Annotated in this window: 16 protein-coding genes; 10 read left to right on the forward strand and 6 right to left on the reverse strand. The window is 40.1% G+C overall.

The features are described 5' to 3' along the window. Position 1 precedes the first annotated feature (1 nt). Together PTUN_RS05690 and ilvC are read right to left on the reverse strand one after the other, a co-directional pair. Positions 2-1921 carry a methyl-accepting chemotaxis protein gene (locus PTUN_RS05690; RefSeq protein ID WP_009838752.1) on the reverse strand — a complete coding sequence of 640 codons (1920 nt, stop codon included), beginning with the start codon at positions 1919-1921 and terminating at the stop codon, positions 2-4. 162 nt (positions 1922-2083) lie between these two features. Then, on the reverse strand, positions 2084-3559 hold the full coding sequence (gene ilvC / locus PTUN_RS05695; protein ID WP_009838753.1) for a ketol-acid reductoisomerase: 1476 nt from the start codon (positions 3557-3559) through the stop codon (positions 2084-2086). 140 nt (positions 3560-3699) lie between these two features. Here ilvC and ilvY point away from each other — a divergent pair, with 140 nt between their 5' ends. From ilvY to PTUN_RS05740, 9 genes are all read left to right on the forward strand, one after another. Further along, positions 3700-4602 (forward strand): HTH-type transcriptional activator IlvY, encoded by a 903-nt coding sequence (gene ilvY, locus PTUN_RS05700; protein ID WP_040643973.1) that lies wholly within the window; start codon positions 3700-3702, stop codon positions 4600-4602. An 86-nt stretch (positions 4603-4688) separates the two neighbouring features. Next, positions 4689-5492, forward strand: a complete 804-nt coding sequence (locus tag PTUN_RS05705; protein ID WP_009838755.1) for a MipA/OmpV family protein — start codon at positions 4689-4691, stop codon at positions 5490-5492. A 13-nt stretch (positions 5493-5505) separates the two neighbouring features. Further along, positions 5506-5868, forward strand: coding sequence for a DUF3019 domain-containing protein (locus PTUN_RS05710; RefSeq protein WP_009838756.1), 363 nt, complete (start codon positions 5506-5508; stop codon positions 5866-5868). Positions 5869-5885: 17 nt separating this feature from the next. Beyond that, positions 5886-6572: a response regulator gene (locus tag PTUN_RS05715; protein ID WP_009838757.1), complete on the forward strand. Its 687-nt coding sequence runs from the start codon at positions 5886-5888 to the stop codon at positions 6570-6572. A 26-nt stretch (positions 6573-6598) separates the two neighbouring features. Continuing rightward, positions 6599-7846, forward strand: coding sequence for a sensor histidine kinase (locus PTUN_RS05720; RefSeq protein WP_009838758.1), 1248 nt, complete (start codon positions 6599-6601; stop codon positions 7844-7846). 234 nt (positions 7847-8080) lie between these two features. After that, on the forward strand, positions 8081-9823 hold the full coding sequence (locus PTUN_RS05725; RefSeq protein ID WP_009838759.1) for a DUF4856 domain-containing protein: 1743 nt from the start codon (positions 8081-8083) through the stop codon (positions 9821-9823). A 93-nt stretch (positions 9824-9916) separates the two neighbouring features. Further along, positions 9917-11191 carry an imelysin family protein gene (locus tag PTUN_RS05730; RefSeq protein WP_009838760.1) on the forward strand — a complete coding sequence of 425 codons (1275 nt, stop codon included), beginning with the start codon at positions 9917-9919 and terminating at the stop codon, positions 11189-11191. A gap of 9 nt (positions 11192-11200) precedes the next feature. After that, positions 11201-13417: a TonB-dependent receptor family protein gene (locus PTUN_RS05735; protein WP_009838761.1), complete on the forward strand. Its 2217-nt coding sequence runs from the start codon at positions 11201-11203 to the stop codon at positions 13415-13417. Between the two features lie 72 nt (positions 13418-13489). Continuing rightward, the gene (locus PTUN_RS05740; RefSeq protein ID WP_009838762.1) at positions 13490-14485 is read left to right on the forward strand and encodes a sterol desaturase family protein; all 996 of its coding nucleotides are present in this window, start codon (positions 13490-13492) and stop codon (positions 14483-14485) included. 38 nt (positions 14486-14523) lie between these two features. Here PTUN_RS05740 and PTUN_RS05745 read toward each other — a convergent pair whose 3' ends face one another. From PTUN_RS05745 to PTUN_RS05760, 4 genes are all read right to left on the reverse strand, one after another. Next, the gene (locus PTUN_RS05745) at positions 14524-15981 is read right to left on the reverse strand and encodes an aminoacyl-histidine dipeptidase (protein WP_009838763.1); all 1458 of its coding nucleotides are present in this window, start codon (positions 15979-15981) and stop codon (positions 14524-14526) included. Between the two features lie 9 nt (positions 15982-15990). Beyond that, entirely contained in the window at positions 15991-16227 is a 237-nt protein-coding gene (locus PTUN_RS05750) for a DUF3820 family protein (protein WP_009838764.1), read from the reverse strand. Positions 16228-16334: 107 nt separating this feature from the next. Continuing rightward, on the reverse strand, positions 16335-16619 hold the full coding sequence (locus PTUN_RS05755; RefSeq protein WP_009838765.1) for a hypothetical protein: 285 nt from the start codon (positions 16617-16619) through the stop codon (positions 16335-16337). A gap of 331 nt (positions 16620-16950) precedes the next feature. Beyond that, positions 16951-18540, reverse strand: coding sequence for a cation:proton antiporter family protein (locus tag PTUN_RS05760; RefSeq protein ID WP_009838766.1), 1590 nt, complete (start codon positions 18538-18540; stop codon positions 16951-16953). A 306-nt stretch (positions 18541-18846) separates the two neighbouring features. On the opposite strand from PTUN_RS05760, the gene PTUN_RS05765 reads away from it, so the two are divergent. Continuing rightward, positions 18847-19590: a sporulation protein gene (locus tag PTUN_RS05765; protein WP_009838767.1), complete on the forward strand. Its 744-nt coding sequence runs from the start codon at positions 18847-18849 to the stop codon at positions 19588-19590. Positions 19591-19600: the final 10 nt, after the last annotated feature.

Genomic DNA, 19600 nt, shown 5'->3' on the forward strand with positions numbered 1-19600 from the left:
CTTATTTTTTCTCAAGTTTAAACGAATCAACCAGAATATCGAGCGATTGAGCTGAATCACTTAATGAAGCAATCGCGCCTGTAACTCCCAGTTGATTGGTCAAAGCGTCTTCGTTAAGTGTGCTGATCCGCTCAACATTTTCACCGACTTCGGCTACTACTTTATTTTGCTCTTCGGTGGCAGTTGCAATTATGGTGGCCATTTCGTTGATTTTGTTCACTGTGCTAACAATCGCATTGAGCTCTGCTACTGAATCGGCCATTGATTGCACACTAATACTGGCGGTTTCTTTTGAGCGAGCAATATCACTCACCACTTCTTTTGACGTGTTATTAAGCTCAACAATGGTTTTTTGAATTTCGTCAGTTGAATGGGAGGTGCGTTTAGCAAGCTCACGTACTTCATCTGCTACGACAGCAAACCCTCTGCCATGCTCGCCAGCACGAGCTGATTCAATGGCAGCGTTAAGAGCAAGTAAGTTAGTTTGCTCCGAAATACTGCGAATAACGTCAACCACAGAGCCAATTTGTGCAGTTTTTTCAGCGAGGGCATGTATTTTATCACTGGCTAATTCAATGTTAGATGCGAGAGCTTTCAAGTCGCTTTGGCTGCGGTCAACTCGTTTGGCGGTTGCACCGACTTGCTGATTACTTTGCTCGGTTAATTTTGCGGTGCTTGCTGCACTGGCTGCAATTTCTTGTACTGTGGCGCCCATTTCGTTGATTGCAGCTGCCACTGACATGGTTTGATCTTTTTGTTGTCCAATTTGTTGGGCATTAATTTCAGATTGTGTCAGTACTTCACCAGAGGCACGTCGAATATCATGGCTTTCGTTAGAAACCTGTTTCATTGCGTTTTCAATTTTGTTTAAAAACAAATTAAATCCTGCGCTTAGCGTATTTAGCTCTGGTTGATTGATGGGTGGTAAACGATAATTGAGCCTTGCATCACCTGCACCTAATTCGGTGAAAAGTACTGTAATTTTTTTCAAAGGAGCGCTAATGGTTGTAGCTAAAATCAAACCAAAAATACTAGCTAAAACAGCAACAACAATTGAAATTGAAATTATTTTCCAAGTAAGGCTATCGAGGGCTGCAAATACTTCTGCTTTTGGTACTTGGGCAATGACGTATAAATCAGTATTTTTAATTGGGCTTGCTGCAAGCAGATAGGTTTTACCCGCTAACACGACTTCCGTTAGGCTAAAGTCTTGGGTCGTTAGCAGTGAGCGGCTAGTACCCGACTGATAAAGCTGGTCGAGGCTTTTTTTGGCGACGAGTTGATCATCTTTGTGAAGTTGCACCAACCCATCTTTATTGACTAAAAATACAAAGCCCGTTTTTTCAATGGTGAATTTTTCTAAAATCGATTGCATGTCATCAACACTTTTAGCTAATCCGGCTAAGCCAATGCCATTGAGTTGCTGATAATTAATAAACATTTTCACATCGCCACGGCTTTCTTGGTAAATGCTGATAAGTGATTCTTCAGATGCTTGGGTAAAGCCAAAAAACCAACCGTCTTGCTCAGGGGTAAGCACGCGTAAAAAACCGTTTTGATTCCAATATTCAGCCGTATTGCGATTAGCCCAAGAAGCGGTTGCTAAGTCGTATTGCGTAACAACACGGTTTAATTCGTTTACCAGCAAGGTATCGTTTTTATCTGAGCTGTTTTTGGCCCAATTGATTATAAACTCGTTGCTCGCTAACTGTTCGCTGGCCATGAGTAAGGAGTTAATTTCTTTACTTAAATAATTGTTAATTTCTTGAACTTTACTGGGTAATTCAGAGTTAACCATACGTTGTTCAATAATATCTTTAGCAGAGAAAATGGCGCTTGCGCCAATTAGCAGCGCAACCACAATAGCGACAACCGATGCCACAGTGGCGACTTTTTGTTTGATTGAGAAGTTAAACGGCAAAACAATACTACCTAAAATAATGTATAGACTGTTACTTTAGCATGCTTGTTTTGTTGTGTTTACTGCAATTTTGTCGGGAGTTTGTGCTTTTTAATAAAAAAAGCCTAATATCAGGGAGCTATTAGGCTTAGGACTTAACAAACTAAAAGTTTATGTACAAAATTAGATGATGGGTTTCATGTCTGACATGTAGCTTCGCAGTGTCGCACCAATGATTTCAACTGGATGTTCACGTAATGCTTTATTTACTTTAATCAGTGTCGCGTTATCAACCGCGTTTGAAGTTGACGCTAAACCTTGACCAATCACATCTGTTTCAATCGATTGCATAAAGTTAGCTAATAACGGTAAACAAGCATGGTTATATAAATAACAACCGTATTCAGCGGTATCAGAAATAGTACGATTCATTTCAAACAATTTTTTACGTGCAATGGTATTAGCAATAAGTGGCGTTTCATGCAGCGATTCATAATACGCAGATTCTGCTTTAATCCCTGCTGCTGTCATGGTTTCATAAGCAAGTTCAACACCCGCTTTTACCATCGCAATCATTAAAATGCCTTTATCAAAGAAGTCTTGTTCGCTGATTGTTGCATCTGTATTGGTTTGTTTCTCAAATGCTGTTTGAGCTGTTTCAGCGCGCCAGCCTAATAATTTAGCATCATCTTCTGCCCAATCAGCCATCATACCCGATGAAAACTCACCGCTGATGATGTCATCCATATGCTTGTTATAAAGCGGGCGCATAATTTGTTTTAGCTCTTCGCTTAGCTCAAACGCTTTTACTTTCGCAGGGTTAGTTAACCGGTCAAGCATATTGGTTACACCGCCGTATTTAAGTGCTTCGGTGATCACTTCCCAACCGTATTGGATAAATTTAGAGGCATAAGCTGCATCAATACCTTTTTCAACCATTTTGTTAAAACATAAAATTGAGCCAGTTTGTAACATGCCGCATAAAATAGTTTGTTCACCCATTAGGTCAGATTTAACTTCAGCAATGAACGATGACAATAAAACCCCTGCACGATGCCCCCCAGTACCTGCGGCATAAGCTTTTGCTTGTGCAAGTCCTTTGCCTTGTGGGTCATTTTCTGGATGAACTGCAATCAGTGTTGGCACACCAAAACCGCGTTTATATTCTTCGCGTACTTCAGTACCTGGGCATTTTGGTGCCACCATAATGACGGTAATGTCTTTACGAATTTGCATGCCTTCTTCAACAATGTTGAAGCCATGTGAGTAGGCAAGGGTAGAACCTTGTTTCATCAGTGGCATAATGGCGGTTACAACTGAGGTATGTTGTTTATCGGGTGTTAGGTTTAACACTAAATCGGCCGTTGGGATCAGTTGCTCATAAGTTCCAACAACAAAGCCATTATCAGATGCGTTTAAAAATGATTGACGTTTTTCTGCAATTGCAGATTCACGCAATGCATAACTCACATCTAATCCTGAATCACGTAAGTTTAAGCCTTGATTTAAACCTTGTGCACCACAACCAACAATAACGAGCTTTTTACCAAGTAGTACGTTAACGCCATCAGTAAATTCAGATGGGCTCATAAATTCGCATTGCGCTAATTGCGCTAATTGCTCACGTAAACTTAGTGTATTAAAATAATTAGTCGTCATGTTTAAATCCTTGAAAATCTTGGCAACACTCGATATGAGTTGCGCTATGAATTGAATGTAAAGAATTAATTCTCTTGCGTAAAATGATATATTTGCACTAGAGTATTTCATATTGTGAAACGCTCTGTATTTTTGCCATGATAGATCAACGCTCCTTACACGTCTTTTTAGCATTAGCCGATACCTTACACTTTGGTAGGGCGAGTGAGCGCTGCCATGTTAGTGCACCTACTTTAAGTCGTAATATTAAACAACTCGAAGATACCTTAGGTGTGAGTTTGTTTTTACGCGATAATCGCACTGTCCGCTTGACTCAGCATGGCCTCGCTTTTATTGAGTATGCCCATACTTCATTACAGCAATGGCAAAAATTAAAACTTTCTTTTGAGCAGTCATCAGAGCAATTGGTGGGTGAAATTAGCTTGTTTTGTTCGGTGACAGCATCTTATAGTTTTTTGTATAAGTTGCTTGAGCAGTTTCGGTTGCAATATCAGCAGGTTGAAATAAAGCTACATACGGGTGACCCTGCGCTTGCATTAGATCGCATCATTGAACAGCATGAAGATATGGCGATTGCAGCGCGGCCTGATCAATTGGCAGCCAATTTAGCATTTTGTTCGATTGGCTATTCAAGTTTGCAGTTTATTGCACCGATTGGTCATGGTGACATTGCGACATATTTAGCCGATTGTGCGAACAATAATAAAGAAATCCAATGGCATACCTTGCCTTTTATTGTGCCTGAGCTGGGTTTAAACCGAAAACGCTTGGAAAGCTGGTGGAAGAAAATGCAAATCAAGCCACCTATTTATGCGCAAGTGGCGGGTAATGAGGCCATTGTTTCTATGGTGAGCTTGGGTTTTGGCGTTGCTTTGGTGCCACAAATTGTGCTTGATAACAGCCCGTTGCTCGACAAAGTACAAATCCTTTCGGCACCTTTTCAACCAGAGGCATTTGAAATTGGCTTATGTGTATTGCGCAATCGTTTACAAGACCCGCTCATTAAAGCCATGTATCAAACTGCGCAAGCATTAGCGCTTTAGCAATTTTGTTATTGTTTGTAACGGATGGATGCGGCCAAGATCATAACTTGTTAAAGTAGCGCCAAATTATTACTTTGGAGTGTGGCATGTTAAAACGTTTGCTAATGATTTTGGCATTGTTTGCTGTGGCGGCGCACGCAAAGGACAACCAAATAGACGTGAATACTTGGCATCTTGCTGTTGGGGTTGGGCTTGGTAAAGCGAGTAATCCTCTGCATGGTGGCGATGATATTCCCTTGGTGGTATTACCTGATATCGCTTATTACGGTGAGCGTTTTTATTTTGATAATGGTCAAGTGGGTTATAGCCTATCGCAAGATTCTCATTATTCATTGAGTATGATCAGCGAATTAAATCCTGAAAAACGCTTTTTTGTATTTTGGCACCCAAGTAACTTTTTTTTACCGATGGCACTGAACTCTGAAACTAAAATTGCTGAATCGGTAACGGTTAATCAGGTAAAAAAGCGCCGCTGGGCGCTTGATGCAGGGCTCGAGTATCAATATTTCAGCGACAATTTCACCCTAAAGTTAAATTGGCTATTTGATATTTCAGGCGTGTATAACGATGACCGTGCAGCCATTGAGTTTGAAGGTCAATCACAGTTTGGTTCTATCATTATTAGCCCCGCGATTGGATTACATTATCAAAGCCAAGGTTTAAATCAGTATTATTATGGCGTGGAGCAACAAAGCCTATTTTATGATGGTTATCGAAGCGGTTCGAGCCTTTCACCCTATTTTAAACTTCAGTTAACGTGGCCTTTGACGCAAAGTAGCGCGTTATTTATTAAAACCAGTTACGATGATTATTCATCACTTCGGCGCAGCCCACTGTTTAAAGAGAATGCGGCGATGAGCTTTTTTGTAGGAATGAAGTATATCTTTTAAGTACTTTGGTGCGGTGTTGTTTTTGCTCTTGCCTGATTTGGGCCATGCTAAAACTACACCAGCAACATTATTAACAGTGACTCCTAAAGTGTGTGTGGTTGAGCGTGAGCAACCAAATTGTGAAATCAATTTGGAATTGCACTGGGTTTCACCAAGCAGTGAGTCACTGTGCCTGTTTGAAAATAACAATAAAATAGAATGTTGGCAGCAAAGTGAGATTACGTTTCGTTATAAAGCGCATATTCAGGTTGATACGTTATATTGGCTCGCTCATAGCGATGAGGGGAAAAAACTCGCACAGACTTATGTGCAAGTTCAGACCAGTGATTTAAAGCCAACACGGCGACGATTACGGTCACCTTGGAGCTTTTTTTAACCCATTAAAGGAATGTTATGGCGCATATATTGTTAGTTGAAGACGATTTAGTATTACAGCAGTTAACCAAAGAGTATTTAATTCATAATGGATTCACCGTATCTGTACTTGGCAATGGCAGTGAGGTGCTAAGTAGTGTTCAATCGTTACAGCCTGATTTAATGATTCTAGATGTAATGTTGCCGGGTAAAGATGGTTTTAGTGTGTGCCGTGAAGTACGAGATAAACACAGCTTACCTATTTTGATGTTAACCGCTAAGGGCGAAGATTTCGATCAAGTGGTGGGTTTAGAGTTTGGTGCAGATGATTATGTTGTTAAACCGGTTGAGCCGCGTGTTTTAGTTGCTCGAATAAATGCGATATTGCGTCGACACAAACCACATCGCCAACACGAAGAACTGGTATTCGGTCAGTTAAAAATAGATAAAACCAGCCGGTTAGTCTTTTTAAATCAAGAGGAAATCACATTAACGTCTCATGAATTTGAGCTGTTGTGGTTATTGGCCTCCAATGCGGGTGAAGTGCTCAATCGTGATTATGTACACCAGCAAATGATCGGCCGAGAATACGATGGGCTCGACCGTACAGTTGATGTGCGCATTTCACGTTTACGTAAAAAACTACTTGATAATACAGATAAACCTTATCGAATTAAAACCGTATGGGGCCAAGGATATTTATTTGTTTCGGATGCTTGGGGTTAAACATGCACGATCACGGGTGGGATTAAATGGGTAAGCTTTTTGGCAGCCTTTACATTTATATCATTTTATCACTGTTGATTTTAACGGGTGCGGTTGAAAAGCTATGGCCACACAAAGAGGGTGAACAAGCCATTTTGTTACAAGAGGAGTTCAGCCAAAGCATTGCGTTATTATTAAATACCCCCAATGGTTTAGCTCAAGTAAAAGCGCATTATCCGACCGAGGTATTTGCAGCGGTTGATGTGTTATTTTTACAAGAGCAGCATCAACAATTAGCCAATCAGCAGGGTGTTATCTCGTTTAATCAGCAACAGCAAGCCTATTGGTCGTTTCTGCTTGGTGATGAAATTGTTCGCGTGGGGCCGATTGATGTGGTTTCTGCGACTTTTGATTCGAGCTGGCCCTATTTTATTATGTTACTTTTAATTAGTGTCCCAATTGGGCTTTGGAGTTTTTTACTGCTGCGTGACTTTAATCAGCTCCAGCAAGCCTGTAAAACCATGGCTGCGCCTGAGCAAGCTAATTTTGTGACCGGTTACAGTTCTGTGTTATTACCAATCACCGATTTATTACAGGCGCTGCAACAACGGATAAAACAATTGTTAAGCTCACAAAAAGAGCTCACTTCAGCAGTATCTCATGAATTTCGCACCCCGTTAGCACGACTCAAATTTGCCATTGCAATGATAGAAGAAGATGATCTTCACGAGGCACAATATGCTTATCTTGATGGTATGAAGCGTGATATTACCGAGCTTGAGGCTTTGGTTTCAGAGATGCTTAAATTTGCTCAAATGGACAGAGAAACACCAAAGCTTAATTACAGCAGTGTTGATTTAGTTGAACTTACTCAGCAATTAGTAAAAAAACTACAACAAGGTGATAAACCTAAGTTTAAGTTTATGGGGGAGTCTGCGTTAGTTTGCCAGTGTGATAGCCATTTTATAACGCGAGCGCTGCAAAACTTAATTGGAAACGCGATAAAATACGCTGATCAAGTCATTGAAGTTCGTTTTACTCTTGTTGGCTCTTTATTACAAGTGACTATCAGTGATGATGGTATCGGTATTGCAGAGCAAGATTGGCCTCAGGTGTTTAAGCCATTTATTCGCCTTGATAAAAGCCGTGATAAAGAAAAGGGGGGTTTTGGACTAGGGTTGGCCATAGTAGAAAAAATAGTTCATTGGCATCAAGGTGAAATAATCGTGCAGCAGGGTCCCTTAGTCGGGGCTTCTTTTATGATTACCATTCCTCTAAAACCAAGTTTAAATTAAGTTTAGTCTTTATTTACTTTATCTTAAACTTAATTTTATCAATTGGTTAGTGTGATTGTTTTTTTATATTTATAAAAAATAAAAATAATACTTATCATATACTTAAGTTGAAAATTAGTTTAAATATCCCAAAATCAATTAAAAAGTAAACTTAATGAGATTGATTATCATTGGTGCTTATATATAATCATCGCCATTAAAGAGTTTCAACTATTTATTTTTTAAGGGTTTGTGATGTTAAACATGCGTAAAACTTTATTAGCCACAGCAGTGATTACTGCAACATTAAGCTTAACTGCCTGTGGTGGTTCAGGTAGCGATAAAAAAAATACACCTGTAACAACAACTCCTGTAAATAAAGCACCAACAGCTATTTTATTAAGTGCAAATGCAATTGTAGAAGATTCACTTGGTGCGGTAGTTGGCTCATTATCAGCAACTGATGATGTTACAACAGGCCATACTTTTAGTACCGACGATGCACGTTTTGAGATTGTTGCAGGCCAATTGAAATTAAAAGCTGATCTTGCTCTTAACTATGAAGAGGCTAGCAGTGTCAAAGTTGCCGTTAAAGTAACCGATGCTGGTGGATTAACTTTTAGCCAAGATCTTGATATCGCAGTGACTGATATTGAAAACCAAGCTGGTGTAAATATTTACCAATTTGACTCAGCCTTTATTGCAGGTAAATCATCGGTTTCTTATACAGGGCAAATTGCTCGTCATGCATTGTCAGCAGAAATAAAAGCCTACATGGCCGATGTATCTAAAAATGCTGAGCTCAATAATATTCAAGCTGCTGATGTTGCTGCAAAATTAAATGCAATGTGGAGCGACTATGCCGCTGTGGCTGACAGCGATTTAACTTTTTTAGGTGCTGATTTTCCTTCATTACAAACAACACTTGCTGATATTTCAAGTTCAGGTAAAGAGTTAAGCGGAAAAATCGCAGGTAATGACGGCGCTAAAATGTACAAAGATTGGCAGGCGCAAGGTAGCTTTGTAGGCTGGACTGATTTTGGCACTCAAGCTAAAACGCCTGAAGGTTTAATTAAACATTATTTTGACTTATTTGTTGCGCAAGTTACTAAAAGTAATAATGGTGAGTTAAATCAGCTTGCAGGTAGTGATACTTTATTACCGCTACATGTAACACCAGAAGGCTTAGATTTAATTCAACTAGTGCAAAAACATACTTTAGGTGCCGTGATGTTTTCTCAAGGTACTGATGACTACTTAGAAGAAGGTCTCAATACTGAACATACGCAAGATGGCAGCCAATCATATTCAAAATTAGAGCATCAATTTGACGAAGGTTTTGGTTATTTCGGTGCATCAAGAAATTACCTCGAGATGACCGATAGTGAAATTGCAGCTGGTAATGCCAGTACAGATCTCAATTTTGATGGCAAAGTAGACTTAACTGCTGAATATGTTTGGGGTAACTCTTCAAATGCAGCAAAACGTGATTTAGGCGCAAATGGTTTAACTGATTTTACTGCAGAGGCAATGACGCACTTTATCGCAGGTCGCCAATTACTAGCTCAAACTGTTGGTACAGCCCTTACGACAGAGCAGATGGCGCAACTAAAAGTACATGCTGCCGCGGCTTCTCTAGCATGGGAAAAAGCCATTGCAGCTACGGTGATCCATTATATTAATGATGTAACAGCTGACATTGCTAAGTTTGGTAATGACTCGATGAATTATTCAGATTACGCTAAACATTGGGCTGAAATGAAAGGGTTTGCACTTAATTTCCAATTTAGCCCTTACTCACCATTTAGTGACAGCGCGTTAAACCCGAAAAAAGACACCGTAGGCGCAGCGCAATTTGCCCAGTTACATGCCTTACTTCAAGATGCTCCGGTACTTAACGCAGAAAAAATTGAAGCTTATAAAGCAGATTTAGCGACTGCTCGTAATTTACTTCAACAGGCATATGAGTTTGATGAGCTGATTACAAATAATTGGTAAAACCATCATAACCATCTGATTTTATTAAAAGGTTAGCCGATAAATACGGCTAGCCTTTTATCGTATATTACGAACTGATATTTAGGAAAAACAATGTTGTTCTCAGTTAAATTAAAACCCCTCGTACTGGTATGTGCATTGGGCTTAGTATTAACCGGATGTGGTGAACAAAGCTCAAGTACCCAAGGGCCAGATTTTGGTCCTAATTTGCCTGATCCTGGCAAGGGAAACACCACGTTTGATGAAAAGGCTTTATTAAAAAACCTAGTTGACAATGTAATCACCCCAACATTTGTTGAGTTTTCGGTACAAACAAGTAGCGCAGTTGAAAAAATCACCACCTATTGTGCGCTTGAACAGCAACTAACTGATTTTCAAACAAGCCAAAATCAGCGCGATACCGCCTATATTGATGCGACCAACGCTTGGAAAAGCATGGCGGTGGTTTGGCAGCAGGCAGAGCTAATGAAACTTGGCCCTTTGCTTGAAAACGAAGGGCAATTACGCAATGTTATTTATGCGTGGCCATCAAAAAGTATTTGTGGCATCGACCAAGATGTCGCTTATTTTGAAGATGGAGTCATTAATCTTGATGCCAATAAACCTTATAACATTAAAGACCGTACAGCTAACCGCAGAGGGCTAGTGAGCCTTGAACATTTATTGTTTAGCGATAATTTAGCCCATAGCTGTTCGCTTGCTAATGACGCAATTGCTGATTGGAATGTGCGTCCAGAACAAGAGCGTAAAGTAGCGCGTTGTCAATTTGCCGTTGAAGTAGCAAAAGATCTCGATGATAACGCCAAGCAACTTGTAACCGTTTGGACTGCTGAAAATGGTTATGCCAATGCGTTAAAAACAGCGGGTGAAGAGGGCAGTATTTTTACTTCGCCTCATGCGGCCGTTAATGCTATTTCAGATGCGTTATTTTATTTAACTGAAGAAGTGAAAGATCAAAAACTTGCCACACCACTTGGGCTCTTTACTAATTCATGTGGTTTAGATATTTGCCCACAAGATGTTGAATCGGTAATTGCCAATCATTCACTTGAAAATATCAAAGCTAATTTAGCCGCGTTTGAAAAGCTGTTTTTAGGCCAAGGTAATGAAAATGGTCTTGGATTTGACGATTTCTTAGATGAAGAAAATGGCAGTGATATTAAACAGTTAATGCTAGATGGCCTTGCAGAGGCCAATCTAGCTGCTGATGCGATTGAGGGGGATTTACAGACCGCGTTGCAACAAGAAACCGATAAAGTGACTGATACCCATACCAAAGTCAAAGCAGTAACTGATCAGCTAAAGCATGATTTTATTAATAAGTTGGCACTTGAGTTGCCAAAATCTTCAGCTGGCGATAACGACTAAGGGAAACAGATGAAAAAGACAGTACTAGCCGTTGCAATTGCCGCTGTAGTGACACCATTACATGCCAATGAGCAAAGCAAAAAGCAGCCAACAAATTTAGAACACATTCAAATTATCAGCCATCATGACAGGCTTCGTACTGAATCAGGCTCGGCGACTTTATTGACCGAAGTAGAGCTTGAGAAGTTCGAATATGATGATATTCACCGAATTTTATCATCGGTACCTGGCGTTAATATTCGTGAAGAAGACGGTTATGGTTTGCGACCAAACATCGGTTTTCGTGGTGTGACTCCTGAGCGCAGTAAAAAAATCACTATTTTAGAAGATGGCGTATTGATTGGCCCTGCGCCGTATTCTGCTCCTGCAGCTTACTATTTTCCGGTCACAACCCGCATGACTGCGGTTGAGGTATTTAAAGGGCCTGCTGCGATTAAGTTTGGTCCGCAAACTGTCGCGGGCACACTTAATATGGTGACGCGTCAAGTTCCCGACCTGCAAGAAGGTGGAATTGATATTGCTACCGGCCAAGATGGCTATCAAAAAATGCATGGTTATTATGGCAATGCGTTTGATGATGTGAGCTTTTTAGTTGAAGGTGTACATTTAGCGGCCGATGGATTTAAAGACCTTGATGGTGGTGGTAATACTGGATTTGATAAAAACGATTTATTAGCAAAAGTACGTTATCAATTTAATGGCGCAGGGTTTGAGCAAAATGTGCAATTGAAGCTTTCTTATGCTGATGAGACGTCACATGAAACCTATTTAGGCCTAACAGACAGCGATTTTTCTGATAATCCTTATCGACGTTATGCTGCCACGCAACCTGCACTGATGGAAACTGAGCATCAGCAAATTATGCTCAGCCACAATATACATAATTCTGCATTTAGCTTAACGACGCGACTGTATCGTAATGATTATGAACGCGATTGGTTAAAGCTGAATGCGCTTGGTAATACAAACGCGAGCTTGTCAGCAATCTTGGCCGAACCACAAACGTACCAAGCTGAATATGCGGTGATTACTGGTGAGCGCAATTCGGTTGTCAGCGGTGAAACCAGTCATAACCTAGTGATGGGAACCAATGCCCGTGAATATTATTCACAAGGGTTACAGTTAGATGGAACTTGGCAATTTAATCTATTTGATTTTGACCATAAATTGTCTTTTGGTGCTCGTTACCACCAAGATGAAATCGACCGTAGTCATTTTGAAGAAATCTTTGTCATGCAAGATGGGGTGGCTGAGCAAATTGTTGGCAGTAAGTACGATACTTCTCACAATATTGAACGTACCGATGCGTTAGCTGTGTATATTGAAGATGCAATTACCCTAGATAAATTAACACTTACCGCCGGGGTAAGAGGTGAATTTATGGATATGCATTACCATAACAAAGCAAACTTAAACGACTGGCAAGATAAAAAGGCGCGTATTTGGTTACCGGGTATCAGCGGCTTTTATCAATTTTCTGATTCTGCTGGGATGTTGTTTGGTGTGCATCAAGGTTTTGTGCCATCAAGCCCGCAGCAAGGCAACGACATTGAACTTGAAAAAAGTGTTAACTATGAATTTGGCGGTCGTTTTAACGATGGCATTACTCAATTTGAAATGGTGAGCTTTTTTAATGATTACAGCAATCTAAAGGAAAGCTGTTCACAGTCAAACTGTGGCGATGATACCTTACTTGATACTGAGTTTAATGGTGGAGCGGTGCATGTATACGGTTTAGAAAGCCAATTTGCGCAGCGTTATCCATTAAATATGCAGCTTGAAGTCCCTTACAGTGTGGTTTACACCTATACCAAAAGTGAGTTCCAACAAGAAATATTTTCTGATTTTGTGCAATGGGGTCATGTTAAAAAGGGCGATGAACTACCTTATTTACCGACTCACCAAGCCACATTTAATATCGGGCTAAATAGCGACAATTGGCGAGTCAATGTGGCGTTTAAATATGTCAGCAGTATGAAAGAAGCCGCGGGCCGCAGTTGGCAATCGGATGCAGGCCAGCAAGTTGATGTACCACTGGCAGGCATTAAAACCGATTCAGCGTCGGTCATTGATGTTTCAGCGAGTTATGATATTGGTCAATTTGGTCGCATTTACGCCAAAATAGACAATATTACTGACGAAGTAAATATTATTAGTCGCAGGCCTTATGGCGCACGCCCAAGTAAAGCAAGGCAGTTTTCAATTGGTTATAAATATCAATTTTAGCTGTTGATAATGCAGTCTAACAGGTACGAAAAGCGTGTTAGACTGCATCTGACTTAATCAAAAGGATACAGAGTGTTAGATGTTTTAAATAGCAGTATTCTTGCTTTGCCCAGTTATTTTACTGATGCAAATAAGCGTATTTTTGCTCTGTATTTAGCATCAGCATTGATCATGGCCATACCGGTATTTTGGGCGGCAACCTCACATACTGCTGAGCGAACAATCTCGCGTTTTCTTGCCTTTGTTTTTCCAAAACGGATCTGGCTTCACCAAAGTGCTAAACAAGACTATGTGCTGTGGGTATTGAATAAAATATTAAAAGCCTTGTTGTTTGGCCCAATTGTTTTAACTATGGTGCCCGTTGCGCTCTTTTTTGCCGATGGGTTAGTGTGGTTATTTGGTTCGTTTACACCACTTACTTGGTCTAAAGCTTCGGTAATTGCAGTGTTTACTTTTGCGCTATTTATTGTAGATGATCTGACTCGGTTTTTACTGCATTTAGCGCTGCATAAAATTGACTTTTTATGGCATTTTCATGCCGTGCATCACTCAGCTAAAGTATTAACTCCGTTCACTATTTATCGTTCACATCCTGTTGAAAGTTATTTATATGCGTGTCGTATGGCGATTGTGCAAGGCAGTGTTGTAGGCTGCGGTTACTATTTTTTTGGTGACTCATTAAGCATGTTTGATGTTTTAGGGGCGAACGTGTTTGTTTTTATTTTTAACCTATGCGGTTCAAACTTACGTCATTCGCATATTTGGTTTAGTTTTGGCGATAAAGTAGAAGGGGTATTTATTAGCCCGGCACAGCATCAAATTCATCACAGTAATAACCCCATTCATTTTGATACTAATTTAGGCTCAGCATTAGCCATTTGGGATAGACTTAGCGGCACATTAATCAAGGCTTCTGAGGTTAATAATATTGAGATAGGGATTGGTAAATACGATGTGAAACACAATTCGATTGCCGAAATTTACTGGCGTCCTGTGGTAAACGCTGTAATGAGCTTAAAACCCAAACGATATGGTTCGGTAAAAAATAACGCTAAGATCCAGCCATAAAAAAACGCCTTGAAGGCGTTTTTTTATGGTGGGTAATATTACGCTTTAACAGGAATGTTTTTGAGTACATTCACTAATAAATCATAAAAAGGCGCAACGGTATCAATTTTGACTTTTTCATCTGGTGAGTGAGGAAAACGAATGGTTGGGCCAAACGACACCATATCCCAATGTGGGTAAGCATCTTTAAATAAGCCACATTCTAATCCTGCGTGGATCACCATAATTTTAGGTAAAGTGCCAAACATACTTTCGTAGGTTTCACGTAATAAATCCTTGATAGGTGACTCGGCTTTTGGCTGCCAACCTGGATATGCACCCGAACAAATTACTGATGCACCAGCAAGTTCAAAATTAGAGCAAATCATATTTTGCGTATTAGTACGCGCACTGTCGATAAGCGAGCGGACTAAACACTGAATTTTAATATGATCATCAGCCATTTTAATGACGCCCAAATTAGTAGATGTTTCAACCACACCAGGGACTTCATCGCTCATGCGGATCACACCATTTACGCATGCATTAACTGCGTTGATAAACGCAGATTGGCTAGTTGGAGACAATTGAGAAGTAGGCTGCTCGGTGGGTGTTAGGGTAACAATGAGGTTGGTTTCAATCGCGTTTAATTCAGCCTTTAAAACTTCATTGTATTGGGTAACAGCAGTTTCTAGAGCGCTTATATCTGATGGCGCGCATAAAATGATAGCGCTACTTTCACGAGGGATAGCATTACGAAGTGAACCGCCAAAGAAGGTACTGATGCTTAAATCAAGTTGGCTATATTGTTTAAAAAAGCGAGCGAGTAATTTATTGGCATTAGCGCGTCCGGTATGAATATCGACACCAGAATGACCACCTTTTAAACCTTTAATGCTTAAAATGAATGCCGCGTTTTCGCGATTCACCGAGTTAAATTCAACCGGGAGTGAGACGTTAACATCGATACCACCGGCGCAGCCCATGTACACTTCGCCTTCATCTTCTGAGTCGGTATTGAGTAAAATCTCACCATCTAACCATCCTGCTTCAAGACCAAAAGCACCGGTCATGCCTGCTTCTTCATCGGTTGTCACTAACACTTCAAGTGGACCATGAGCAAGATCTGTGCTTGCCAATACCGCTAAACATGCACTTAAACCGATGCCGTTATCCGCTCCTAAGGTGGTGCCATTTGCAGTAACCCATTCGCCATCCACATAGGCTTCTATCGGATCGGTTACGAAGTCATGTACTTTATCGGCATTTTTTTGCGGAACCATGTCCATATGGGCTTGTAAAATAACCCCTTTGCGATTTTCCATGCCTGCAGTTGCAGGTTTTTTTATAATCAAATTGCCGACTTTATCCTCTTTAACGTCAAGGTTAAGTTCTGTTGCAAATGATTGGATCCAAGCTGATATTTTGGCTTCATGTTTACTTGGGTGAGGAATTGAGCAGATTTTTTCGAAAATAGACCATAAAGGCTGAGGCGATAGTTGGTTTAATGTTGTCACGAGATTACCTTAAATACGTCGAGAAGATGTGGGGTTAACGTGCAGCAATGGCATGAGCATACTTTCAAGACCATTGAGTTTAACTTCATAGATGAGCGCAAGCTGTTGACCAAGTTTTGATTCCGGAAAACCTTGTTGTTTAAACCAAACCAGATAGGGCTCGGGTAACAGTAAAAGTGGTCTGCCTGCGTATTTACCAAAGGGCATAATGGTATTAATTGCGGCACTCAGCGCAGCGGGATCCATGAACTTAACCTAGAAAAAATAAAAGCCCATTATAGTGGGCTTTTGAATTAGAAAATAGACCAACGGGGCATTGTTAATCTATCCATGAGGCAGTAGGGCCTCAAAATTTAGTGCCAAATAGGTTTTTCACCACGGTAAAAGCCATGTTGATTTAGCTTTATCTTGAATGCTGGAGCTTCTTGCTCACTCGGTACAGGCTCTGCACGAAGTGGGTGATGCATGGGTACGCTGTACATATCTAACATCTTTTGAAATAAAGCTTCACGCATTTGGTCTGGGCTAATACCTTTATTTTGAATGCTATCAAGCTCACTTTGTAACCTCACAAGTAAATCGGCATTTGCATCTGCGGCAATCGCTGGGTGTTGCAATCTGCTATCAAATTTTGCCATGTCGGACTCCTTGCCATGGTGTAACAAATAATAATTGAGTGATGTCATTCAAATTATAGCTTAGTAAAATTTTGTGTTAAAAATAGATACTTAGGCATATTTTGTAGAGCAAGTGTACGATGATTGGGCGATGAAATGCCAATTCGGATGTAAATGTTTGTAAATAGAGGTGCGTGTTTGTTTCTGTTCTGTTAACGCCTTAAAAGCTAACTTACTGAGAGCCAAATAAAAATAATTATCAGTACCGTAAACGGGTCTGATAATTATTTTTACAATTAGGGTTATTGAAGCCCTAATAAATACGTTTGATAAAGCGATAAAGTAAACTAGGTTAAGGTGTTGCTTTATCGGGTTCAAATAAATGCTCTTTAACGTGCTCAGCAAAACCAGTTCCCGCTTCGAGATAGAAGTTATAGGTTGAATCAACCCCGAGTAGCTCAAGTTCTTTTTGTTGATCTGGATAATTTGCTATTGCGGTTACTTGGCCGCCATAACCAGAAAGCTTAATTTGCTCAAGTGCGAGTAAATTTTGTACATGTTTTGGCATCGCAAGCATAACCATTTCAACTTCTGAGTGATTAATTCGTTGCCAAAAATCGGGATCTGTTGCATCTGCCAAAATGGCAAATCGGCCACGTTTTAAATGGCGTTCAATACACTCAGGGTTTATATCAACACCCCCTACCATATCGGGATAGGTATGTGCGATGGCTTCATAAGCACCTGTACCAATACGGCCCATGCCGAAAATCAAAATTTTAGTCCGATTAAGATTGACCGGCATTTCTTCAGCTAATCGCACCTTAGATTCAAATTTAAACAGCCAATTTTCAAGTTTGACATAAATATCATTAGCGCGATTATTAAGTGGTGAGGCAATAATAAAAGTGATTGCGACTGAAATAGCAACAACTGCGAGCCATTCTGGGGTGAGCCAGCCACTACTTGCGGCAAGAGCACAAACAATTAAACCAAACTCACTGAAATTAGCTAAGGTAAATGCACCTAACAGCGAGGTACGAGCACGTAAATGAAACATGTTTGTAAAGACATAATACAGCGCGACTTTGATTGGCAAGATTGAAATAATAAGTAATGCAACCACTAACGCTTGCACTGTTAGCTGAGCATTAAGGCCGATGCTTAAGAAAAATCCAACTAAGAGTAAATCTTTAAAGCTGAGTAATGATTTTGCCAGCTCGCCGGCTTTACGATGAGAGGCTAGCAACATACCAATTATCAAGGCGCCTAAATCACCTTTGAGTCCGGCAAATTCAAATGCGTTATAGCCCACAACAAGCGCAAAGAAAAAACCAAATAAAGGTAAGACTTCACCATGTTTTGAGCGACCTAAAATCCAAAAAAAGACCGGGCGAATAAAAAACAAGCTAATCACTAACGCGATGGCCCAATAATTAGGGACTTTGCCAGTACTAACAGCTAAAAATAATACCGCAAAGACGTCTTGCATAACCAAAATACCAATGGCAATTTTACCATGCAGACTTGCCATTTCGCCGCGCTCTTCTAAGACCTTGACAGCAAAAACTGTGCTTGAAAAGCTCAGCGCAAAACCAAGTAATAACGCAGATTCTGCTGATAAGTCAGTAAATAGAGGTAAGCCAAAAAAACCAAGTAAGAGTAAAAAACCACAAAATAAAGCACTGCTAAGAATAATGTGTAAGCTCGCAGGTGCCCAGACTTGTAGTTTTGTCAGGTGATCAACTTTTAATTTTAAGCCAATACTAAACAATAATAAGGTCACCCCAAGCGCAGCGATTGTCTCGAGTAAAGGAGTGCTATGATACCCGGCCAAATTTAATAAAAATCCAGCCGCGAGAAATCCAATCAAAGGAGGTAGTTTTAGTTGTAAGACGATAAAGCCGCAGACGAAGGCGGTGGCAAAAAATATAAGTTCCATATCCCTGATTCATCATAATTTTTTTGTTAGTTTACCTAACAATATATCACTTTGTTAGTAAAGCAGACCAAAAAAGTAAATAGTTAAAATAAAGCTAGGCATGACATAAAACGTGACAGCGAAATTGTTGTTAAAATAATCGATTTTGTTAATAGATCCATTACTTTGTCGATAAGTTGATGCAAAACTATCGGTATTAGCTGTGATTAGTGAATAAATTATTTCTATTTACACATTTTTCGCTGACAAGCAGAAAAAAATGTGGTTAATATGCAAAACAAAGGATAAACATAACAGGAGTACACTATGTTTAAAAAGATCCTCGCATCTATTGGTGTAGGTGCTGCCAAAGTCGATACTGTGCTTCAAACAGAGCATTTACATCCAGGGCAACGATTTAGCGCTGAAATTATTATTACTGGTGGCGATGTCGAACAAGAAATTTCAGGTTTAGAATTATCGTTAATGACCAAGGTTAAAGTCGAAGGTGAAAACGGTGATTATTTTGTAAATCACGTGATTGATAAGTGGAAAATTATTGATAAGTGCACAGTTGCGCCAGGTGAAGAAAAGCGTATTCCATTCGAAGCTCGCCTTCATTCTGAAACTCCGATCACTGAAATTCATACTGGTTTAAATCAATCGAGCGTTTGGCTTGCGACGGGTTTAAATATTGACATGGCACTTGATCCTACGGATAAAGATCCGATTTATGTCTATCCAAATGAGGCTGTGCGTACGTTTATGCAAGCGATGGAGCGAATCGGTTTTAATTTAGTAAAGTCTGATGTTGAACGAGGTTATTTAACAGCGCCTAGCTTTCATTCAACATCTGGATGTTATCAAGAACTTGAATTTCGTCCTATTTCACAAAGTGTGTTTGGTATTCGTGAGGTAGAGCTATCGTTTGTCCCTGAACTTCATAAGACTCATGTGCTGATTGAACTTGACCGCGCTTTTAGACAAGACGGTTATGTTGATTTAACCATTGAACATGACCAAGTTAATTTATCTAAAATTTGTGATCAGTTAGAGCGCTTACTTAACTAATTTATTTGGG

This window comes from Pseudoalteromonas tunicata (assembly GCF_002310815.1).
Lineage (GTDB): Bacteria > Pseudomonadota > Gammaproteobacteria > Enterobacterales > Alteromonadaceae > Pseudoalteromonas > Pseudoalteromonas tunicata.

Bases quoted from the DNA above. Each gene is read 5' to 3' on its own strand.
- ilvC (WP_009838753.1), bottom strand. From the start codon at position 3,559: ATGACGACTAATTATTTTAATACACTAAGTTTACGTGAGCAATTAGCG.
- PTUN_RS05705 (WP_009838755.1), top strand. From the start codon at position 4,689: ATGTTAAAACGTTTGCTAATGATTTTGGCATTGTTTGCTGTGGCGGCG.
- PTUN_RS05715 (WP_009838757.1), top strand. From the start codon at position 5,886: ATGGCGCATATATTGTTAGTTGAAGACGATTTAGTATTACAGCAGTTA.
- PTUN_RS05720 (WP_009838758.1), top strand. From the start codon at position 6,599: ATGGGTAAGCTTTTTGGCAGCCTTTACATTTATATCATTTTATCACTG.
- PTUN_RS05725 (WP_009838759.1), top strand. From the start codon at position 8,081: ATGTTAAACATGCGTAAAACTTTATTAGCCACAGCAGTGATTACTGCA.
- PTUN_RS05730 (WP_009838760.1), top strand. From the start codon at position 9,917: ATGTTGTTCTCAGTTAAATTAAAACCCCTCGTACTGGTATGTGCATTG.
- PTUN_RS05735 (WP_009838761.1), top strand. From the start codon at position 11,201: ATGAAAAAGACAGTACTAGCCGTTGCAATTGCCGCTGTAGTGACACCA.
- PTUN_RS05750 (WP_009838764.1), bottom strand. From the start codon at position 16,227: ATGGATCCCGCTGCGCTGAGTGCCGCAATTAATACCATTATGCCCTTT.
- PTUN_RS05755 (WP_009838765.1), bottom strand. From the start codon at position 16,619: ATGGCAAAATTTGATAGCAGATTGCAACACCCAGCGATTGCCGCAGAT.
- PTUN_RS05760 (WP_009838766.1), bottom strand. From the start codon at position 18,540: ATGGAACTTATATTTTTTGCCACCGCCTTCGTCTGCGGCTTTATCGTC.
- PTUN_RS05765 (WP_009838767.1), top strand. From the start codon at position 18,847: ATGTTTAAAAAGATCCTCGCATCTATTGGTGTAGGTGCTGCCAAAGTC.